General features: G+C 48.2%; 16 protein-coding genes. 9 read left to right on the top strand and 7 right to left on the bottom strand.

Features of this window, described 5'->3' with window-relative positions:
- Positions 1-106 precede the first annotated feature (106 nt).
- The 3 genes from ACUTVW_RS14120 to ACUTVW_RS14110 all read left to right on the top strand — a co-directional run bounded on the left by ACUTVW_RS14120 (position 107) and on the right by ACUTVW_RS14110 (position 2,066).
- On the top strand, positions 107-346 hold the full coding sequence (locus tag ACUTVW_RS14120; protein WP_445646387.1) for a hypothetical protein: 240 nt from the start codon (positions 107-109) through the stop codon (positions 344-346).
- Positions 347-445: 99 nt separating this feature from the next.
- Complete coding sequence (locus tag ACUTVW_RS14115) at positions 446-640, top strand: hypothetical protein (protein WP_445646386.1); 195 nt, start codon at positions 446-448, stop codon at positions 638-640.
- A 157-nt stretch (positions 641-797) separates the two neighbouring features.
- The gene (locus ACUTVW_RS14110) at positions 798-2,066 is read left to right on the top strand and encodes an MFS transporter (RefSeq protein WP_445646385.1); all 1,269 of its coding nucleotides are present in this window, start codon (positions 798-800) and stop codon (positions 2,064-2,066) included.
- Positions 2,067-2,102: 36 nt separating this feature from the next.
- Here the strand turns inward: ACUTVW_RS14110 and ACUTVW_RS14105 are convergent, their stop codons facing one another.
- The 3 genes from ACUTVW_RS14105 to ACUTVW_RS14095 form a co-directional block, all read right to left on the bottom strand.
- Complete coding sequence (locus ACUTVW_RS14105) at positions 2,103-3,344, bottom strand: nitric oxide synthase oxygenase (protein ID WP_445646384.1); 1,242 nt, start codon at positions 3,342-3,344, stop codon at positions 2,103-2,105.
- A gap of 128 nt (positions 3,345-3,472) precedes the next feature.
- Positions 3,473-3,952, bottom strand: a complete 480-nt coding sequence (locus tag ACUTVW_RS14100) for a Dps family protein (RefSeq protein WP_445646383.1) — start codon at positions 3,950-3,952, stop codon at positions 3,473-3,475.
- 403 nt (positions 3,953-4,355) lie between these two features.
- The gene (locus tag ACUTVW_RS14095) at positions 4,356-5,093 is read right to left on the bottom strand and encodes an HAD family hydrolase (protein ID WP_445646382.1); all 738 of its coding nucleotides are present in this window, start codon (positions 5,091-5,093) and stop codon (positions 4,356-4,358) included.
- A 241-nt stretch (positions 5,094-5,334) separates the two neighbouring features.
- Here ACUTVW_RS14095 and ACUTVW_RS14090 point away from each other — a divergent pair, with 241 nt between their 5' ends.
- From ACUTVW_RS14090 to ACUTVW_RS14080, 3 genes are all read left to right on the top strand, one after another.
- Positions 5,335-6,279, top strand: a complete 945-nt coding sequence (locus ACUTVW_RS14090) for a hypothetical protein (RefSeq protein ID WP_445646381.1) — start codon at positions 5,335-5,337, stop codon at positions 6,277-6,279.
- Positions 6,280-6,628: 349 nt separating this feature from the next.
- Complete coding sequence (locus ACUTVW_RS14085; protein ID WP_445646380.1) at positions 6,629-7,345, top strand: DUF3105 domain-containing protein; 717 nt, start codon at positions 6,629-6,631, stop codon at positions 7,343-7,345.
- Between the two features lie 289 nt (positions 7,346-7,634).
- Complete coding sequence (locus ACUTVW_RS14080) at positions 7,635-9,356, top strand: methyl-accepting chemotaxis protein (protein WP_445646379.1); 1,722 nt, start codon at positions 7,635-7,637, stop codon at positions 9,354-9,356.
- Positions 9,357-9,474: 118 nt separating this feature from the next.
- Here ACUTVW_RS14080 and ACUTVW_RS14075 read toward each other — a convergent pair whose 3' ends face one another.
- Together ACUTVW_RS14075 and ACUTVW_RS14070 are read right to left on the bottom strand one after the other, a co-directional pair.
- On the bottom strand, positions 9,475-10,428 hold the full coding sequence (locus ACUTVW_RS14075) for a nucleoside hydrolase (RefSeq protein ID WP_434749010.1): 954 nt from the start codon (positions 10,426-10,428) through the stop codon (positions 9,475-9,477).
- A 266-nt stretch (positions 10,429-10,694) separates the two neighbouring features.
- Complete coding sequence (locus ACUTVW_RS14070) at positions 10,695-12,926, bottom strand: MMPL family transporter (protein WP_445646378.1); 2,232 nt, start codon at positions 12,924-12,926, stop codon at positions 10,695-10,697.
- Positions 12,927-13,359: 433 nt separating this feature from the next.
- On the opposite strand from ACUTVW_RS14070, the gene ACUTVW_RS14065 reads away from it, so the two are divergent.
- Positions 13,360-13,998 carry a TetR/AcrR family transcriptional regulator gene (locus ACUTVW_RS14065; RefSeq protein WP_445646377.1) on the top strand — a complete coding sequence of 213 codons (639 nt, stop codon included), beginning with the start codon at positions 13,360-13,362 and terminating at the stop codon, positions 13,996-13,998.
- Between the two features lie 67 nt (positions 13,999-14,065).
- Here the strand turns inward: ACUTVW_RS14065 and pdxR are convergent, their stop codons facing one another.
- A complete protein-coding gene (gene pdxR / locus ACUTVW_RS14060) occupies positions 14,066-15,550 on the bottom strand; it encodes a MocR-like pyridoxine biosynthesis transcription factor PdxR (protein ID WP_445646376.1) in 1,485 nt (494 codons plus the stop codon).
- Positions 15,551-15,671: 121 nt separating this feature from the next.
- Here pdxR and ACUTVW_RS14055 point away from each other — a divergent pair, with 121 nt between their 5' ends.
- Positions 15,672-16,262: a GNAT family N-acetyltransferase gene (locus tag ACUTVW_RS14055; protein WP_445646375.1), complete on the top strand. Its 591-nt coding sequence runs from the start codon at positions 15,672-15,674 to the stop codon at positions 16,260-16,262.
- 98 nt (positions 16,263-16,360) lie between these two features.
- Here ACUTVW_RS14055 and ACUTVW_RS14050 read toward each other — a convergent pair whose 3' ends face one another.
- Positions 16,361-17,257 (bottom strand): diacylglycerol/lipid kinase family protein, encoded by an 897-nt coding sequence (locus ACUTVW_RS14050; protein ID WP_445646374.1) that lies wholly within the window; start codon positions 17,255-17,257, stop codon positions 16,361-16,363.
- A gap of 287 nt (positions 17,258-17,544) precedes the next feature.
- On the opposite strand from ACUTVW_RS14050, the gene ACUTVW_RS14045 reads away from it, so the two are divergent.
- A complete protein-coding gene (locus tag ACUTVW_RS14045; RefSeq protein WP_445646373.1) occupies positions 17,545-18,201 on the top strand; it encodes a hypothetical protein in 657 nt (218 codons plus the stop codon).
- Positions 18,202-18,287 lie beyond the last annotated feature (86 nt).

Genomic DNA, 18,287 nt, shown 5'->3' with positions numbered 1-18,287 from the left:
CACTAATATGGAAATAAATCTATTTTCTTGATAAGTAGTCTTCTATACAAACGAATTGATAGATTCGGAATAGTATAACGTATATCCAATAAAGGAGGTAATCTTCATGGCTAACTACTTGTCCCCACTCTCTCCGAAGAGTAAAGCGGCGAATAAAAGCAAACTGGTTTCTAAAAACCGCGCGAAAAACAAATCCAAAAACAATGCAGGTAACACAAGCAAGTCACAGCATATTCAAGAAACCGTCGTTAATGTCATTCTGCCTGAATCTAAAGAGAAAGATACACACCATCACCATCACCATCCACACGGTCATTCTCATCACCACTGCAATCCTAACTGTTAATCTAGCTATTTCAATATGTGGGTCTGCTCTATAAGAATGGATAAATTCAAAAATAAAATAAATGATGCAGATTATGCATCAATCAAGGAGGCATTCTTCATGGCTAACTTCTTCTCTCCACTCTCTTCAAAAAGCAAAGCTGCGAATAAAAGCAAACTGATCTCCAAAAACCGTGCGAAAAACAAATCCAAAAACAACGCAGAAAACACAAACCACGCAACCCATATTCAAAAAACCGTGGTTAACGTTGTTGTTCCTGACCATGAAAATAAACACCCTCACCATCACCACTGATTACAGACATGACTCACCATTGACGCAAATCCATGAAAATTCTCAAGAAACGTAGCAGTTGTTTATTCTGCTACGTTCCTTTTGAGTTGTTTTGGCGTTGTTAGAAAGAATGAATGACGCCGGGACTCAATATCATGGAGATGAGGTGAGAATAATCATGGAGATGCGCCGTAATCTGCCCCTGTTGATGGGGATCTGTTTTCTTAGTCAGATGGGCGGATTTATGATCCTGCCCCTCTTTCCGCTATATATCGACAAGCTTGGGCTATCGGGCTGGGAGATGGGTTTAATCTTTGGCATGTTCTATCTAGGTAAAGTAGCCGGCGGGGTGCCGGCGTCTGCTCTCTATCACCGGGTAGGTGCCAAAATGTCTCTGGCCCTTATGCTGCTGATGCTTGCCTTATGCACGGCCGGTTTTGCCATGGCGACTGCATCCCTGCTGCTTGTTGGCCTGAGGCTAATGCAAGGAATAGCCTCAACCGGGCTGACCGTCATCGTACGTTCCATCATCAGTGATGGGGGAAATAAGGATAACCGGGGATTATACAATGGATATATCAGTAGCAGCGAGGGCGGGGGAATGATTCTGGGGCCAGTTATCAGTGGCTGGCTTGCGCTCCATGTACCCCTATCCGTACCGTTCTGGCTGGTCACATGCTGCTGCCTGGTTGCCCTGGTTACTGTGACAGCCATTCAAAACGAAGCAACTCCTATATCGTCCGGCTCAACACCATCGCCAGGATTGAAGAATAGTGTGGCTGCCATCTTGACTCCAGCAGAGCAAACTTTTCAGCAGAAAGAGACTACTCAAGATCACGCCTCCGATAATACACCGTCTCGCCCGAGTAGTGGTACGGGTTCTATTCCTGTCCCGCTCACGGGGTATATCATGGTGCACGTTCTGGAGATGAGTGCGTACGCTGTATTTCTGACGTATTTTGCACTCTATGCTACTCAAATCATGCAGTGGGATGCCTTTTCCGCCAGCTTAGCCTTTACCATAGCCGGAATCTCGACTCTAGCCGCCGCGCCCTTTGTCGGTCTTCTCTCTGATCGCTTAGGCGATCGGCTTCTGCTGTGCATGCTCGGCATGTTCCTGATCGGGGTCGAAGTCGTTGTATTTTTAAGTACGTCTGCCCATCTCTGGGTATACATTGGCATGTTCATCGGCGGCATTGGCGGAGCTTGTTATATGGATTCCTTTTTTGCACATATCGGTGACCACACTCCTGAAGCGAATCGAAGCAGCGTCATTGGTAAAATAGTGTCCTCAGCCGAGATCGGCTCCATCGCTTCTCCCCTGATTGCAGCGCTTTTGATGGAAACTTCATCGCTCTATGCTGTGTTTGTCTTCAACCTCATTCTGATCGCGGCAGCCATCGCCGTTCAAGCCATCATGCGGAGCAGGTACCGGGTGAAACCGTGATGCAGCAGCAGTCAAAAAATAAACCCGCTACACAACTTAATGTGCAAACGGGCATTTCATTAATGTATTCTCCACCTGTGGCTGCGCGGTTTCATCGGACGAACGCTCTTGGTACTCTTGATGATCCGTGTTCTCATGGTGCTCACTGTTACTCGCGTCTGTGCCCATAGCTATCCCATCTTGAAATCTGTATGCAGATTCCTGATGAAAAAAGTTCGGCTTCACAATCTCATTACGATAGGAGCTGTGGAAGATATGGGTAGTGGCTGGGGATACCGGCGGAATCAGCCACACCCAGTCTCCGGTCAACTCACGTTCAGCCTTCTGCTCTCGCTGTTCAAACAGGGCAAATTGTGCCGCAGCCGTATGATGATCCACGATACTCACGCCTGCCTTCTTGAATGAATGCAGCACTGCGACATTCAGTTCCACCAGTGCACGATCCTTCCACAGCGTCGTTTCACTCGACGTATTCAAGCCCAGTGCAGCAGCTACAGCGGGCAACTTGTTATATCGGAACGTATCGGCAAAGTTACGCGCACCGATCTCGGTTTCCATATACCATCCGTTGAATGGTGCAGCAGGGTAGTTAATGCCCCCGATTTCGACCCGCATATCAGCGATCATCGGCACGCCGTACCAACGCAACCCCAGTTCAGCGATCTCTGCTCGTTCCGGGTGCTCAATCTGCACTTCGATGATCTCCTGCTCAGGTATGTCATACCACTCCGGAGCCTGTCCCTTAGCTTGAATGATAAGCGGCAGTACATCATAATCGCCGCCAGCGCCCTGCCAGCCGAGCGAAATGGCCGCTTTGGTCATCTCAACGGATGCAGGATCACCCACAATACCTTGTTCCGTCTCATATCCCGCATAACGAATGAGCTGGTGATTCCAGATACGCATCGGCGCTCCACTCGGCCCTTCCGGTGGCAAGATGGTAATAGTCGGAATAATCTTTCCGCCATTAGAAGCTGTATGGATATGATCCAGCACGGCCTGTGCAGCCGATCCTGCGGTATCTGCATGACGTGCATCCACGATGCGCAGCTTGTCCCAGAACAGCCGCCCGATACAGCGGTTGCTGTTCCGCCAGGCCATTTTGCAGCCATGCTCCAGTTCTTCAGCGGTATGAGTATAGGTCCCTGTCTTCTCAATCTCGTGTGTAATGGCAATAAGCCGGGCCTCTGCGTCTTCACGCGTATGGCCCAGCTCTTCGTAACTTGTATATATAAACCGTTCGGCTTCTTCCTGCAATCGATCCAGGTCTGTCCGCATTTTTTCATTCCACCATTCTGTACATCTTGGATGCCATTATTATACGGGAAGCACATCGGATTTGTAAGCGAACGGGACGTTTGTTCACGGACTCTACATATCGTTATCAGGACACAGGTTAGCCTGGATTATTTGCCCAAAAATGCGTTCAACATCCAGATCTCTTTATCCAGCGCGGCGGTGAACCCGATCATCATATCTTCGGTTGCATTGTCTTCTGCTTCTCCAGCTTCATGAATGCCTTGACGAATGACATCCAGCATCAGATTCAGATCAGCAACAACGTGCTCAACCATCTGTTCAGCAGACATCTGTCCTTGTGCCTCTTCAATTGGGGACAGGCGAAGTTGTTCAGCGATTGTTGCTACAGGACGACCACCAATGGTCAGAAGGCGCTCAGCAACCTCGTCCATATTGGCTGTAGCCAGGTTGTACAGTTCTTCGAATTTGGCGTGGAGTGTGAAGAAGTGCGGCCCTTTAACATACCAATGGAAGTTGTGCAGCTTCGTGTAAAGAACGGACCATCCTGCGATCTGACGGTTCAATACCTCTTGAAGTGTAGCTGTGTTCGTTGCGGAAGTGTTTGGGTTAGTTTGGATTGTGCTCATGGAATTTATCCCCTTTCGAATGTCTAACTTTAGTTTTTTTGAAATATTTGTTTTGAATCACTGTTCTGAATTGCTACTTTGCATTGCTTTGACCACTCTTTAATTTAGACTTAATCTAAATCTTGTTTTAATTATAACACTGCCTATCTACTTTGAAAAGAGCTTTGGCTTCTCTTATAGATGAAGATTCAATGAAGCCGGACTTCATGATGAACTTATGACCACTTCCGCCATAGACAAGGCCGCTCATGTAGTTATACTGCCAAGCACACCCGCGTTCAGTGAACATTCTCACATGTACGGCTTTAAAATAAAAAACAGCCCTTCATCTGCAACAACAGATGAAAGGACTGAATGCTTTTACAACAACATCATAGCTATATTGACTTCTTACCTATACTGCTTATGAAAAAACACGTTCAAACGTAAGGATCTCACTAATCTCTTCATAGTGTTGTGCCGTAAAATGAGGCTGATGATCTGATTCGGGCGATGCCTCACGGTGGTTAAACCAAATGATGTTCCAGCCCGCGTCAACTGCACCAGCAACATCGTTGCGCCACGAATCTCCGATATAATAGCAATGATCTGCTATCGTTCCTGTCTGCTTGTTCACATGTTCAAACAACCTGCCGTCCGGTTTGGCATAACCAACTTCGCCGGAGATAAATATCAGTTGCCCGTCCACCAGACCAAACACATCGAGCGCCTCTAACTTGCGCCGCTGATGCTGCCCTTCACCATTCGTAATCAAACCTACCGTGTGCCCCTCCGCCTGAAGTCTGCGAATCAGCTCATAGGCTCCTTGGAATGGAATGATCTCAAACTGTCTGCTTAAATACTTGCTCTGCAGCTCTTGTGCTTGTCCAGGTTGCAGCGCAATTCCGAACTCCTCCATGGTCAGTTCAAACCTGCGGCTTCGCATACGCTCCACCGCATCCGGTTCGGGAACCGCCGACAGGTCTTCCTGTGCAGACAACCAGTCGCTGTAATACCGAAATCGATGATATGCCAGCGAATAATCAAAGCGTTCCGGTAATCCCAGCACCTCCTGCAACGCACTCCGTAGCGGCTGCAAATGATCATATAAGGTATCATCTACATCGAAAAATATTGCTTTGGCTGTATTATTGCTCTCCATCGTTGACGCTCCCCCCTGCTCCTGATCTGCTTTCGTATCCAGCTGTGATTTTCTTACTACTATATATGTATCGGATAAGTCCGTCCAAAGGGCAGGTACTCACCTTGTTATGATCCTCCTGTTTCAGAAGAGTCATTTTGGGTATTTATTCTCCAATACATAGACAAAGTTCGCCATCAAACGTTAAAATGAGACACAATGTTAACTTGTTCCATATTTTAAACCATTGGAGGCCTATGAAATGAAATGCCCAGTATGTAATCACGAAAATGGAGATGCCCAGTTTTGCGAGAGGTGCGGCTCTAACCTGAATGGAACTCACGCTTCTTCTGAACCTGCAGGTTCCGTAACACACACAGATTCGGCGTCTGCCGACTCCGAATACACTCGTTGGTCCAGTAATCAAGAACCTGCTTCTCAAGATCTGGGATCCACACGTTCCTCATCCGTTTCGCCGGTTCCATCCCCGGTTAAAGAACCTGTCACAGTAGAATCCAGTAACAACAATGCTGGAGATTATGATTCTGCGCAGAATAACGCCGGAAATCAGTGGAGCAATATCGTGCAAAATGAGAAAGTACAGCAAGCCAAAGAAGTAAGCAAACAATACCTGTCCTATTTCCTCAGCGTATTGGCTCGCCCATATCAATCGATGAAAACCGTCGGTGAACAGCATGTCCTGCATGGCTGGGTAACGATGGCACTGTTTGCTATCTTGACCTCTACATATATTCTATTTACATTTAGCCGCCTCGGTGCAGAGGGCATATTTATTAGTGGCTTTGTGCGTCCGCTCTTGTTCTCAGCTATCATTCTGGTCGCTGCTGGTGCGCTGATTTATGGTGTGCTCAAGCTGGAACGGATCACCTTCCGTCCCAAAATTCTGATTGCCCAGTTCGGAACTTTGCTGGTTCCTGCAACCGCTACGCTTCTGCTCGCTAACTTGATGATTGTGATCTCGTACTCATTCGCCATTTCGTTGCTCGTTCTATCGTATATTATTGTGTTCGTTGCGGTGAATACGGTGCTGTTCCACCATCCGCTGGATCGTACCAAGGCGGCCATTGACAGCATGTATAGCGTGCTGATTGTTAATGCTGTGTTGTTTTATTTAACGTATCGTTTGTTATATTCGGTTATAGCCGGCTTCATCGGCCCGCTGTTCTCCCCGTATGGACGTTTGTAATTATATTTTTACGTAAAGTAAAGTGCCGAAGGCTTCCCCGAAGTAGGGAGCCTTTTTGCATTTTCAATGCCGTGTTGCATGAAGCTCATTTCATACACTATAATGTGTAGTGTAAAATATATGTTTTTATTTACTTATTTGAGTAAGCATGCTTTTTCTCAAGACTTTTCAAATTTGACTTAGAGAAAAAAAATCTTGTGTACGCACAATTTTGCTCTCCTGTTGCTAGCTTTGATTTGTGTTTTCTCTATTATCACCCACAACACTACAATATGTAGTGTAACTATTCATTATGTATAATGAAAGCTGAGGAATTCGAATGGACATGACCCCTATGGAGCATATGCAAATGGAACAACACACTGGAACCTCTTATCTGTGGCTGATCGTTGGAGCTGCTGTACTGCTACTTTCGATTGCCGCCTATATCTGGGCATCACGTACACGTGGCAAAATTCTGGGTCATATGAAAAAGAACGAACGTGCAACCATCCAGAAGAAAAGCCGCTCTCTTCGGCTCACGGCTCATGCCCTAATGGCTGTATCGATCGTAGCATTCGGACTTTTTTTCCTGCAAGGCGCTGGCAGGACATACGATGTAGCAGACCTCGCGAGCAATGCAGCCATCGATGTAACGGATGACAAATACTATGGAGCCACTCACACCGAGGAGCCTATCCAGTATGAGATGAACATCCCCACCTCGGGGCCACACAATCCGCATGATATCCAATTTGGCTTTTATACTGACTTTCCAGGGTACCCTTATCTGGTTCATAACATGGAGCACGGGGACATCATCATCTATTATCGTGCAAATGCCAGCGATGAGCTTAAAGAGCATCTGAAATATCTCACGAAATTTCGCCAAGCAGGATCAGGCATTCTCGCTGTAACCAACAAAGATATTCCCGATGGTAGCGAAGTCGTTGTCACCGCCTGGACCAAAACAATGAAGCTGGTCAAGTTCGATGATGCCAAAGTAGGTACGTTTATTCATCGATACATCAATCAGGGTCCTGAGAAGATCCCGCCATCCATACGCCAAGGCGGAGGAACGATGTAACCATAACGATCTCTAGAACCCCAGAAACCTTATTTCCGCAAATAGAGTGCTTGATCTCTGAAAAATACCCCTTTCAGCAAAATAAGGTCTCTCTGGATCGTTGCACGATTAGAGAATGAAAGATTAACCTCGCCCAATCCCTAATCCTTTTCCAATCTTATGCCGATAAATTGAAGTAGAACTTCGTAAATAACATACACATTTATTAATACGCTTACATTACTGATCTTTTTTACATAAAACATAGAGTAACCTTAGCTACACATATCAAGGGGGATCCATTAGAACGATGAATAGTTTGTTTATGCGAATTTTTTTGTTTTTTTCCTGTTTGTTGCTGGCTGCGGGGGCCGTTCTGGGCATCACGATGTACCAGGCATCCGCCCAATTGGTTGAACAATCGATGGGAATGCAGGCACAGGCTGTAGCTGAGCGGGCTGCTGCTTTGATTAATACGACACTGTACACCCCACTCAGCACGGGGCAGGACAAAACGGCGTATTACGATACGCTACGCGCACAACTTAGTCAGCTGCGCGAGGCCAATGGACTTAAATATTTGTATACACTTGGCACACGTGAGGAAAATGGAAAGTCCACGTACTATTATGTGGTCGACGGAGCTGCGCCGGATGTAGCCGAAGATGACTTTTCCCCTTACGGCAAAGCAGAGGAAACGCTGTATGATGGCATGCTGCAAGCCTTTGCACAAGATACATCCGTTCGCGGAGAGCTTACCCGGGATGAAGATTACGGTGCAACCATCACCGCTTATGTGCCGATTCATGGATCGGATGGCAAAATGTTAGGTATCGTGGGTGCCGATCTGGACTCTACGGCGGTCTATGCACTCATGTCCAGCAACCGGATCACGATGGTATGGACAGCCCTGGCGATTGTATTGCTCAGTGTATTGCTCGTATACATATTTGCGCGTTATCTGACACGGCCACTGGTGAAGCTGAAACAGCTCATTGCTGAAGTGGGAAAAGGAGACCTGACCGTCAACGTGGAGCTTGAACGTAAAGACGAAATTGGACAGCTCGCTTCCGAATTCAAGCACCTCGTTACCGACACCCGGCAAGTCATGACAGGCATTCGCCAAAGCTCGGATTCCCTGCTTCACGCCGCGGAAGGTGTGTCCCGGCATTCCCAGGCAACAGCCGAGGCCAGTCAGCGGATTGCAGAGCACACGAATCACACTGCACATGGAGCTTCCGAACAGGTGGTACGCGCTGGAGAAGTCACGATAGCCATGGAAGAGATTACACGCAGCATGCAGCATATTGCTCATTCTTCTTCCAGAGTTGCCGACGTGTCACAGCAGACAACAAACAATGCCATGCAAGGACAAGCCCAGCTGGACACAGCTATACGCAGCATGGAAGACATTCATCAAGCCAACGTACAGATGGCAACATCGACGACACAGCTTACGAATTACTCCAGCCAGATTGAATCGGTAGCCCACCTGATGAAAAATATTGCTTCACAGACGAATCTACTCGCACTTAATGCCAGTATTGAAGCTGCCCGTGCAGGTGAACATGGCAATGGTTTTGCTGTAGTTGCTTCCGAGGTACGTAAACTCGCGGGGGAATCGGAACAATCCTCAGAGCAGGTAACGGAGCTTATTGCCGAGATCACACGCCAGACCTCTTTGCTTGCAGAGCATATGTCGGCGAGCACCACAGCGATACAATCCGGCATGACTGTTGTGCAAGAAGCAGGTCATTCGTTCTCCTCCATTCATGGCGGCATTGAAACGATTAACGAACGACTACATGAAGTGTCCGCAGCTTCCGAACAGCTGTCAGCCAGTTCAGAGGAAGTGTCGGCATCCATTGAGAATATGGAACATATCTCGCGAGATTCCTCATCCAGCATCCAAAAGGTATCTCAGGCTGCCGAAACGCAGCTACAGTCCATGGGCGAGATCACTGATTCCGCCGAGTCGCTGCGTGTCTTGTCCAGCGAGCTGAATGGTCTGATCAGCCGCTTTAAAATCTAGAACAAAAAGCCGCATGGCATGTGTTCATGGGATCGGGGTTCACCCGATCATCGGAATACAGCCTGCGGCTTTCGTTTGTTTTACCTTAAATGAAGGTTAGCCATCCGGCTGGCGATCATTAGTAACGCTGCGGAGCAGCTTTTTTACCTAGGTCAGTCATATATGTGAAGAATGCTTCCGGGTCTGTATCATAGACCAGTTGCACCGGACGTCCGTCTGCTTGCTCCACCGTGCGACCTTGGCTCGGGCCATCTGGAATGACGATGCAGTTCACCGTTTTTTTCTTCACGATGTCCTCGCGGCCTACGGAAGCCGTAGTCAGCACATCCCACAGATAATACGTGGAGTTGGTCTCACTGTACACCAGTGGCGGACACCCTGCATAACAGTTCCCCAGGAAATCCACACCTTCGAAGCGGCGCTCTGCTGCCCAGCGGTTACGAACTGCGGGTGTAAGAGGTACTTTGTTCGTGCTTTCCAGGGCAACCAGATCAATCTGAATGCCGCTCTGCCACACACGATATGCCGCTTCCGGGTCCCAGAATACGTTCCATTCCGCCGTACCGTCATGCTCCGGTTCTTCTACGTTTCCGCGTTCGAATGTACCGCCCATCCATACCAGTTTGTCGATTTTCTCTTCGATATCCGGTGCTTCGTCCAGCGCACGCGCAAGGTCCGTCAGCGGGCCTGTGAACAACAGCAGCGTTTTACCTTCGGTATTGCGTACTTTTTCGATCAGATGCTGATGTGCTGGAACAGCCGAGAGAGGCGCTTCCATTTTGCCCGATTCATTCAGAACAGGCAGTGCATCTACATAGAAGGAGTGCAGTCTCCACGCTGCCGGGAACGGGTTTTTGCCTCTTGAATTGGATTTGGATACTTCAACGGAATACGTTCCAAAACGATCGATAATTTTACGGCTCGCATCGGTCGCCGGCTCCAAATATCCGTCTGCCGGAATAACCGATACACCGGTTACGTTTACATTGTCCATTTGCAGAAGCATAAACAGCGATACGAGATCATCCACGCCGCCGTCATGATTGAAATACACATTCAGTTTGTTCGTCATGCTTGCTTTCATCCTTCCTCTGGTTCCCCATTGATGTGAACTTGTCCGTCCGCACAAGGCCGACGCTTCTTCTATTATGTCCCATAACCCTAAGCCGAGTAAACCTTCCACACCCAAAGAATCCCGTCCCTACAGCATTTTCTACGCATTTTTACCAGCTTATCCATTCCATCTCAGACATACAGCCTCAAAGCTCTCGCCTCTGGTAAAAAAGAAAGATGGACCACGGGCATGAAGCCCGCCGTCCATCTGTACCTCTCCATGGTTTACAAGGATCGGGTTGGTTTCTTCTCTTGCTTCTCGGCAATCGGCATATACTTGCCTGGCCAGAAAGCCCATTTGCCCAGCAGCGCTGTAATCGCTGGCACCATGAACGGACGAACCAGGAATGTATCCAGCAGCACACCTACGGCGGTGATGATGCCGAACTGCACCAGCACCTGAATGGGCAATGTAGCCAATACAGCGAACGTGCCCGCCAGAATCAGACCCGCAGAGGTTATAACTGAACTTGTCTCGCCTACACCTTCTCTAATCGCCTGACGGAGCGGCATCGTTTTGCGTTTCTGCCAGATGCTTGAGATCATGAAGATATTATAATCCTCGCCGAGTGCTACGAGGAAGACAAAGGAGTAGAGTGGAATTGCTCCCTGGATCGCTTCTGCTCCCAGTCCATAATGGATGATGATCCAGCCCAGACCGAGCGCAGAGAAGTACGACAGGACTACCGTTACAATCAAGTATGCTGTCGCAACGATCGAGCGAAGATAGAGTAGCAGTAAGAGCGTAATCATACCGATGACGACCGGAATAATAATCTTAGCATCCCGCTCGCCAGCCACTTCAATGTCATACTGTTCGGCCGTCTGTCCATCAATCCACACTTGTTGAACCACGTTAGTAACTCCGGCATCTTTCAAGGCCGCCTCGGCTGTAGCACGCAAGTCAGGAATATGCTGCATCGCTTCAATCGAGTACGGATTGAGATTGAACTCTACGTTATACGCCGTAATGTTAGGGTTCTCTGCGCCTTGCTGCGCGTCACCCACCTTGCTGATATAATCCAGTGATTCGAGACGCTCTTTCAGATCCGTATTTTTGCCCCCAGCATCTACGATCACTTTAACTGGAGCCAGCTCTCCTTGGGAAAATTGCTCCCCAATGACCTTAAAGCCTTCACGGGAAGGTACATTTTCCGGGAAGGAAGATAATAAGTCGTACGTGAATTTCACTTGAGTTGAAAAAGCAGCCAGTCCACCGAGCAGCACCACCGTAATCGCCAAAACTGTCCACGGTTTGGTCGTTACGATGCGTCCAATCCAGCTTTCACGGACTTTACGTGGAGCTGGAGCCGGTTTGCCTTTTTTCCTCGCCCGCTCCACTTCCATCTCGTGAGTACGTGGAATAAACGGATAGAATGATCCCCGTCCGAAGATGGCAAGTAGTGCCGGAACCAGCGTCAGACTTGCAATAAACATGATGAAGATGGACAGACTGAACGGTACGGCAAAACGATGATATGCGCCATATTCAGCCAGCAGCAATACCAGCAGAGCGGCGACAACGGTAAATCCACTCATCGCAATCGCACCGGATGAACCGGTGATCGCCTGGAATATAGCTTTCTTTTTGTCCGGCTCATGATAGAGAATCTGACGGTATCTGGAGATCATGAATAGACAGTAATCCGTTCCGGCTCCGAACAGCAACACGGTCATGATCGAGATCGACTGTGCATCAACCGTAATCCAGCCTTGGTCAGCCATAAATCCGAGAATCGGACTGGTGACCATATACGCGAAACCCACGGCAATAATCGGTATAATCGCCAGTACAGGCGAGCGATAGATCAGCAAAAGCAGCACAAGTACAAGCACCACCGTTGCAATCAGCAAGGACACATCGGCGGATGAGAACAATCCGGTTGCATCAATGGATATGCCCACAGGTCCGGTTACACGTGCGATCAGTTTGCCTTCACTATCTATAGCCGTATCAAATGGATTCATGCCGAAGATCGCTTTTGTTTTTTCCTCTAATCCTTCGACACCTGCCTTCAGCTGTTTAGCGTCGGCATCTTTGTTGAAAAACAGCGGCATGACAATGGTGCTTCCGTCTTCCGAAAGCTGGCCTTTAATCGCCTGCGGTGGCAGCTGATAGAGCGGTACAACGGACTGTTGCTGCTCCACCGGGTCTTGATCCAATCGCTCGGTTAACGCCTGAATCTGCTGGATCTGATCCTCTGTGAGTCCGGCAGGGTTGCGCCAGACGATCAGCGCGGGTAATCCCTCGCCGCCAGGAAATTCTTTTTTCGCCAAGGCAGCGGCCTGCACGGATGGTTTCGAATCGCTCAAATCCTGTGCATTGTTGGTCTCACGCTGATTTACTGCTGGCCACACCATACCAAGCACAACTGCAATGATAATCCATACGAGCAGCGTGACCCATTTACTTCGTTTGCCCGCTACGAAGCGGCCATAACCTGAACCTTCCTGCATGGTCTATTCATCTCCCTAGTTTTGTTTAAATCCATATAAGTTGAACGAAAGATCATTTGCACAGACACTTCGATGACAGAATAACCTTCCAATCGCTGTTATCCCCAGATTTTTTGAATCCCCTTTTATGAAAGGGAACATCCGGTGATAAAGGCGAAGCGTATGCTTCCGATGCTAGCTTTCTTTCAGAAAGCTTTTAACTCCGCTTTTTCAGGTTTTTTCTGTCCTCTCCGTTCCAGTGCAAAATAAATAGTTCAACTCATACGAGAAATCTTTTTATCAAAAACAGCTTTTAAATTAATGTCATGGTATAGAAATGAACCATGGGTCATAATATAATTGAGTTAATTATATATACCGGAAGGTTAATTATGCAATCCCTAATTTTTTGAAATGTTACAATACATTATTTTATCCGTAAATGAGGTTGAATATGATGAACAGAAAACCAAGAAAAGAAGCAAGCTCCACGCGTGCTCCCGGCAGACCCAAAGCTGGCGCAGATCAAGCTTCCGCCTACAATAACATCCTAATGACGGCCTCGCGGATGTTTATGGAATATGGATATGAAGCCGTTTCTCTTCAGCAGATCGCTTCGTTATGTCAGGTTACCAAGGCGTCGATCTATTATCATTTTTCCAGCAAACCTGAACTGTTTACCATAGCGATTACCCGCATGATGGCGATGGGCATGCAGCAGACAACACTGCGTCTCGAAGAACCCGGCACATTGCACGAACGATTGGTTAACGTAGCGGCTGCCAAGATGCAGCAGTCCCATGTCGATACTGAAACGATGATGCGCGAGGCCGAGACATATCTGAATGCCGAGCAGTTTGCTCAAATTCGAGATGCAGAGAATCGTATCTTTGGTGTGCTCGCTACGCATTTTCAGCAGGAAATGGATCATGGATATTTACGAAAAGCCAACCCCATGTTGCTGGCACAAGCCTTTACGTCCCTGCTGATGCTCGCCAACCGTGAGGATGTACGCCAGATGCACGGTACAATTGTCGAACTGGCAGAGGAACTCGTGGAACTCTTTTTGAACGGAGCGGTTAAGCTTCCCTAATGTGATTAGGTAAGATTTGAAAGTTAATTGCATCTGCCAATTCTGGCTAGAGCAACTTTAACGTCAATCATGAAGTGCTCCATACACGCGCCAGCGCGGCAATCCCTGGCTCGATGTTCTCTGCTTCAATGCCCGCAACCCCGATGATGAACTCTCGTTTGCCATCCGCAGGAACACTTTCGTTCGCCCACAGGTAATCCGTTGAGGCCACACGTATACCCGCCTCTAACGCTGCAGCCACCATATTTTGGGATGAATTTGGGTTGCTCAACCGTAATATCAGATGGAATCCGGCATGTTCGCCCTTGAGTTCCATTCCGGGTTGATCGCCAAAATGCTGCTGAATGGCCTGCACAGTCAGGTCATGTTTGCGTTTATACAGATTGCGCATTTTACGAATATGTTTCCCCAGTTCTCCATCTCGCATGAATAACTCCAATATTCGCTGGTGCAGACGGGAGGCTGACTGTTCAAACAGAACACTTCTGTATACCTCGGCAAAATAGGGCAAGAGTTCCTTGGGTATTACCATGTAATGCACGCAAAAGGCAGGCGCAAGCACCTGAGAGAATCCCCCCATATAGATGACGGGCGCGTTCTCTCGCAGACCTTGCATCGAAGAAATGGGATGACCGGAATATCTGAATTCGCCGTCATAATCATCTTCTATGAGGTAGGCCCCTGCACGTTCCGCCCAGTCCAGCAAAGCAATTCTGCGGCTAATCGGCATCGTCATACCCATGGGGAACTGATGCGACGGAGATACACCAGCTAGTGACACGTCTGCCTGATCCAGTTCATCCAGGTTCATGCCTTCGTTGTCCAGTGAAATCGGGATAATCTCATATCCATAATTCCGAAATGTACCGGGCAGTAGACGGTATCCGGGATTCTCTACAGCAATCGATTTAAGATCTCCCTTGTACAGCATGGTCTGTGCGAGCAGTGACATCAGCAGATGCTGCTCCGCACCGATTACAATCTGCTCCGGTATACATCGAACACTTCTGAATTGTCCTAAATAGTCTGCAATCTCTCTTCGTAACCCCGGTTCACCTTGAGGGTCTCCGTAAAATAACAAGTCCCTGGATTCATCACGCCAAACGCGGTTTGCGTACTGCTGCCATTTTCCATAAGGAAACAGGCTAAAATCATTGCGTGACATATGAAAATCATAGGCAACACGCGTCACCGGACGTAAGTTTAGTAAATCTGCTGACTCTACTGTAGAACCTGCTTGATCCCGCCTATTCGTTGTGGTGGTGTGTGTATCCGATTTCCCCAGTAATATATCGTGATAACCCTCGACCACTGCTCGTACGCAATAACCTCTGCGCGGCTGACTATAGATGTAGCCTTCCGCAATAAGCTGCTGGTATGCCGCTTCCACTGGGGTTGTACTTATGCCCAGCAGTTCGGCCCATTTTCGCACGGAAGGCAGGCGGCTTTGTTCCACCAGTACTCCGCGGAAAATCTCCCGTTTGATATGATCCGATAGCTGAACATAGATGGGTGTACTGTCGTGCTCATCAAGTTTAGGCAATTGCATCATGCTTGCTTCACTCCATCTGTCCTTTTCATTTTAGAAAAACTGTATATTTTGGAGTATACAGCATTCAGGTATACTCATGTCAGTAGCAAGAACGCAAAAACAGTATTCAGGAGGAAGACATATGTCACACACAACACCTACCAATCGTGTCGCCAAACTCATGCAGACTGAACGCATTTACCTGCGTCCATTCGATATATCCGATGTGGATGCTTACTATCCAAGCCTGTTTGAGCCCGAAATGCGCAAACAAACAGGAACTCAAGCGAGCTTTATCCGTTCTCAGGTTGAAAAGTATGTAGAGAATGCAGCACAGGATGACACACGACTGAACCTGCTTATTGCCCTGCAGAGTACAGACGAAATCATAGGGGATGTTGCCCTGTTGGACATGCACGCCAAAAACCGGAGTGCACATATTCGCATTGCCATCGATCAGCCAGCTCACCAAGGTAAGGGGTATGGCAGTGAAGCATTGCTTCTTATGCTCGATTACGGATTCGGCATCGCCAATCTGCACCGGATTGAGCTGGATGTCTTTGCTTTTAACGAACGCGCCATTCGCACGTATGAGAAGCTTGGCTTCCAGCGTGAAGGTGTTAAACGGGATATGTTGTATTACAACCACCAGTATCATGATGCCATTCTGATGAGCATCCTTGAGGATGAGTTCCGGGAGAAACATCTGAAAGCAGACGAATCGTTCAGGTAGCACTCCCCGGATTAACCGTGTGGACAATCTCCAGTATTGAAGTTTTGTGCACACACCAGAGTAGATTACATTACAAAAAAACATAAAAACCGGGGAGGTCACTCCTCCGCCCCGGTCAGAAAGTGCAGATGACCCGCCAGCACCGACAGCTCGGCGGGTGTCTCCATGTACAATTCGCCATCCGTATCGGCTGGCATCGGTACATCTGTTTTTATTTTCAGCGTAGACGCCTTGAAATAGGAAATACTCTCGTTACGCGGTTGCCATTCTCCCTCCGGCTTGTGCGACAGAATTTCCCGCATTAGAGGAATACCTGTCTCATGAATAATGAGCACATCCAGCTTGCCATCCTGCAACGCATCCGGAGCAAAAGGTAACGCATTGGTGCCCAGAAAACGCCCATTAGCAGCATAGATCATGACCGCTTCGCCTTCCGTCCACTCTCCGTCAATCTCCAGCTCATAACGAAATGGCTCAGAACGGCTGATCGTCTGCAGTGTGCTGATGATATAACTGACTTTGCCGAGCGCACCTTTCAGGTTCTCGTTAATGTTCTGCGAGGTATCACTGATCAGGCCGATCCCGAAAAAGTTCGTAAACACCCGTTCACCTGCTCGTCCGACATCCACCGGTATAACCCGTCCTGCCAGCATCTCTTGTGCCGCTGTTTCCGCATCCGGTGAAATGCCCAGTGAACGTGCAAAGTCATTACATGTACCGCCTGGAAGTACGCCGACCTGTGGAGGTTTTGGCAAGGATACCAGCCCGTTTACACACTCATGCACCGTACCATCACCGCCCAGAATGAACACCACATCGAATTCTTCCCCGCGCTCCCGGCACAACCTCTCTCCTTCACCAGGTTCATCCGTCCGAACCACGACCAATTCATGAATGGCTGGAGCAAGTACGCCTGTGACCAGACCTAATGTATTCTCCCGATTGGCTTTCCCTGCATGAAGATGATGTATTAACAAGGCTTTGTTCCATTCCATGCTGCTCTTCCTCCATTCCAATGCTTGTTTCCCTTTACCCAAAAAGGTTGAGATGATAAACAAATCATAGGCTCAGGATACTTTAGTGGTTCGGAAACCGTGATTGTGCAAGCATGAATTCATATGAGGAAGCGATATGCGGATTATGCATCGTTTTTGTTTTTCATGCGTAATACCAGATAGCTGTACAGGACAAGTTACTTTAGGCAACATCTTAGCGGAAGCGACCCATTCAATTCACCTCAAAACGGTTATATGTACACTATACACGAATGGAGGAATTTCCTATGATTCCAGCTACATTGGAGCAATTAGAGCAAGTTCGCAAGGAATGCCGTACCATGGTTCGCAAAAGAGCTACCGCTTCAGCTGGCTCCACACTCGTGCCCCTTCCCGGTACAGATGTCATCGCTGATGTGGGTATGCTGATGCAGTTGTTACCTGCCATTAACAATAAATTCGGATTATCGCAAAAACAACTCGAGGGCATGGATCCTGAGACGAAGTCCATGATTTACGGTTTTGTCATGTCGATCGGAAGTAAAATCATCGGCCGCATGGTCACGAAGGAACTGGTCGTTCAGGTACTCAAACGTGTAGGCATTCGAGTAGCAACCAAATCGGTTGCCAAGTTCGTTCCGTTTGCAGGCCAAGGCCTCGCCGCTGCCCTCAGCTTCACCGGCATGCGTTATGTGGGCAACAAACACATTGACGACTGTTACGAGGTAGTTAAACGCATGATCGAACAGCGTGAAGCACTGCCGGGTGAACCAGCGCCGCCATCACTGGAGGATGCTACCCGTCATATCCTTGAGGAAAACTTGCAGGATATAACCGAACATGAAACAAACCATCATGCTGATTCGGAAGATGAAAACAAACAGGACCATCAGGGCACCAGTGAAAGTAAAAAGGGGTTCCTGTGGAGACCAAGGCATAAATAGATTGTAGCTTGCTTACCATGCCTTTCATATCTGCGAGCAAACACAGCCAGGTACCACGAAGCACGGCGTTTTGCCCGCAGGAAATG

It is taken from the genome of Paenibacillus sp. TSA_86.1, assembly GCF_052691815.1.
Note: the sequence above shows the minus strand (reverse complement) of the source record. Positions and strands in the feature narration are given on the sequence as shown.

What these genes read in the sequence shown, in the direction of transcription:
- ACUTVW_RS14115 (WP_445646386.1), top strand. Translation starts at nt 446, where the DNA reads ATGGCTAACTTCTTCTCTCCACTCTCTTCAAAAAGCAAAGCTGCGAAT.
- ACUTVW_RS14075 (WP_434749010.1), bottom strand. Translation starts at nt 10,428, where the DNA reads ATGACGAACAAACTGAATGTGTATTTCAATCATGACGGCGGCGTGGAT.
- ACUTVW_RS14105 (WP_445646384.1), bottom strand. Translation starts at nt 3,344, where the DNA reads ATGCGGACAGACCTGGATCGATTGCAGGAAGAAGCCGAACGGTTTATA.
- ACUTVW_RS14080 (WP_445646379.1), top strand. Translation starts at nt 7,635, where the DNA reads ATGAATAGTTTGTTTATGCGAATTTTTTTGTTTTTTTCCTGTTTGTTG.
- ACUTVW_RS14100 (WP_445646383.1), bottom strand. Translation starts at nt 3,952, where the DNA reads ATGAGCACAATCCAAACTAACCCAAACACTTCCGCAACGAACACAGCT.
- ACUTVW_RS14050 (WP_445646374.1), bottom strand. Translation starts at nt 17,257, where the DNA reads ATGGAATGGAACAAAGCCTTGTTAATACATCATCTTCATGCAGGGAAA.
- ACUTVW_RS14085 (WP_445646380.1), top strand. Translation starts at nt 6,629, where the DNA reads ATGGAACAACACACTGGAACCTCTTATCTGTGGCTGATCGTTGGAGCT.
- ACUTVW_RS14120 (WP_445646387.1), top strand. Translation starts at nt 107, where the DNA reads ATGGCTAACTACTTGTCCCCACTCTCTCCGAAGAGTAAAGCGGCGAAT.
- ACUTVW_RS14090 (WP_445646381.1), top strand. Translation starts at nt 5,335, where the DNA reads ATGAAATGCCCAGTATGTAATCACGAAAATGGAGATGCCCAGTTTTGC.
- ACUTVW_RS14065 (WP_445646377.1), top strand. Translation starts at nt 13,360, where the DNA reads ATGATGAACAGAAAACCAAGAAAAGAAGCAAGCTCCACGCGTGCTCCC.
- ACUTVW_RS14110 (WP_445646385.1), top strand. Translation starts at nt 798, where the DNA reads ATGGAGATGCGCCGTAATCTGCCCCTGTTGATGGGGATCTGTTTTCTT.
- ACUTVW_RS14045 (WP_445646373.1), top strand. Translation starts at nt 17,545, where the DNA reads ATGATTCCAGCTACATTGGAGCAATTAGAGCAAGTTCGCAAGGAATGC.
- ACUTVW_RS14070 (WP_445646378.1), bottom strand. Translation starts at nt 12,926, where the DNA reads ATGCAGGAAGGTTCAGGTTATGGCCGCTTCGTAGCGGGCAAACGAAGT.
- ACUTVW_RS14095 (WP_445646382.1), bottom strand. Translation starts at nt 5,093, where the DNA reads ATGGAGAGCAATAATACAGCCAAAGCAATATTTTTCGATGTAGATGAT.
- ACUTVW_RS14055 (WP_445646375.1), top strand. Translation starts at nt 15,672, where the DNA reads ATGTCACACACAACACCTACCAATCGTGTCGCCAAACTCATGCAGACT.
- pdxR (WP_445646376.1), bottom strand. Translation starts at nt 15,550, where the DNA reads ATGATGCAATTGCCTAAACTTGATGAGCACGACAGTACACCCATCTAT.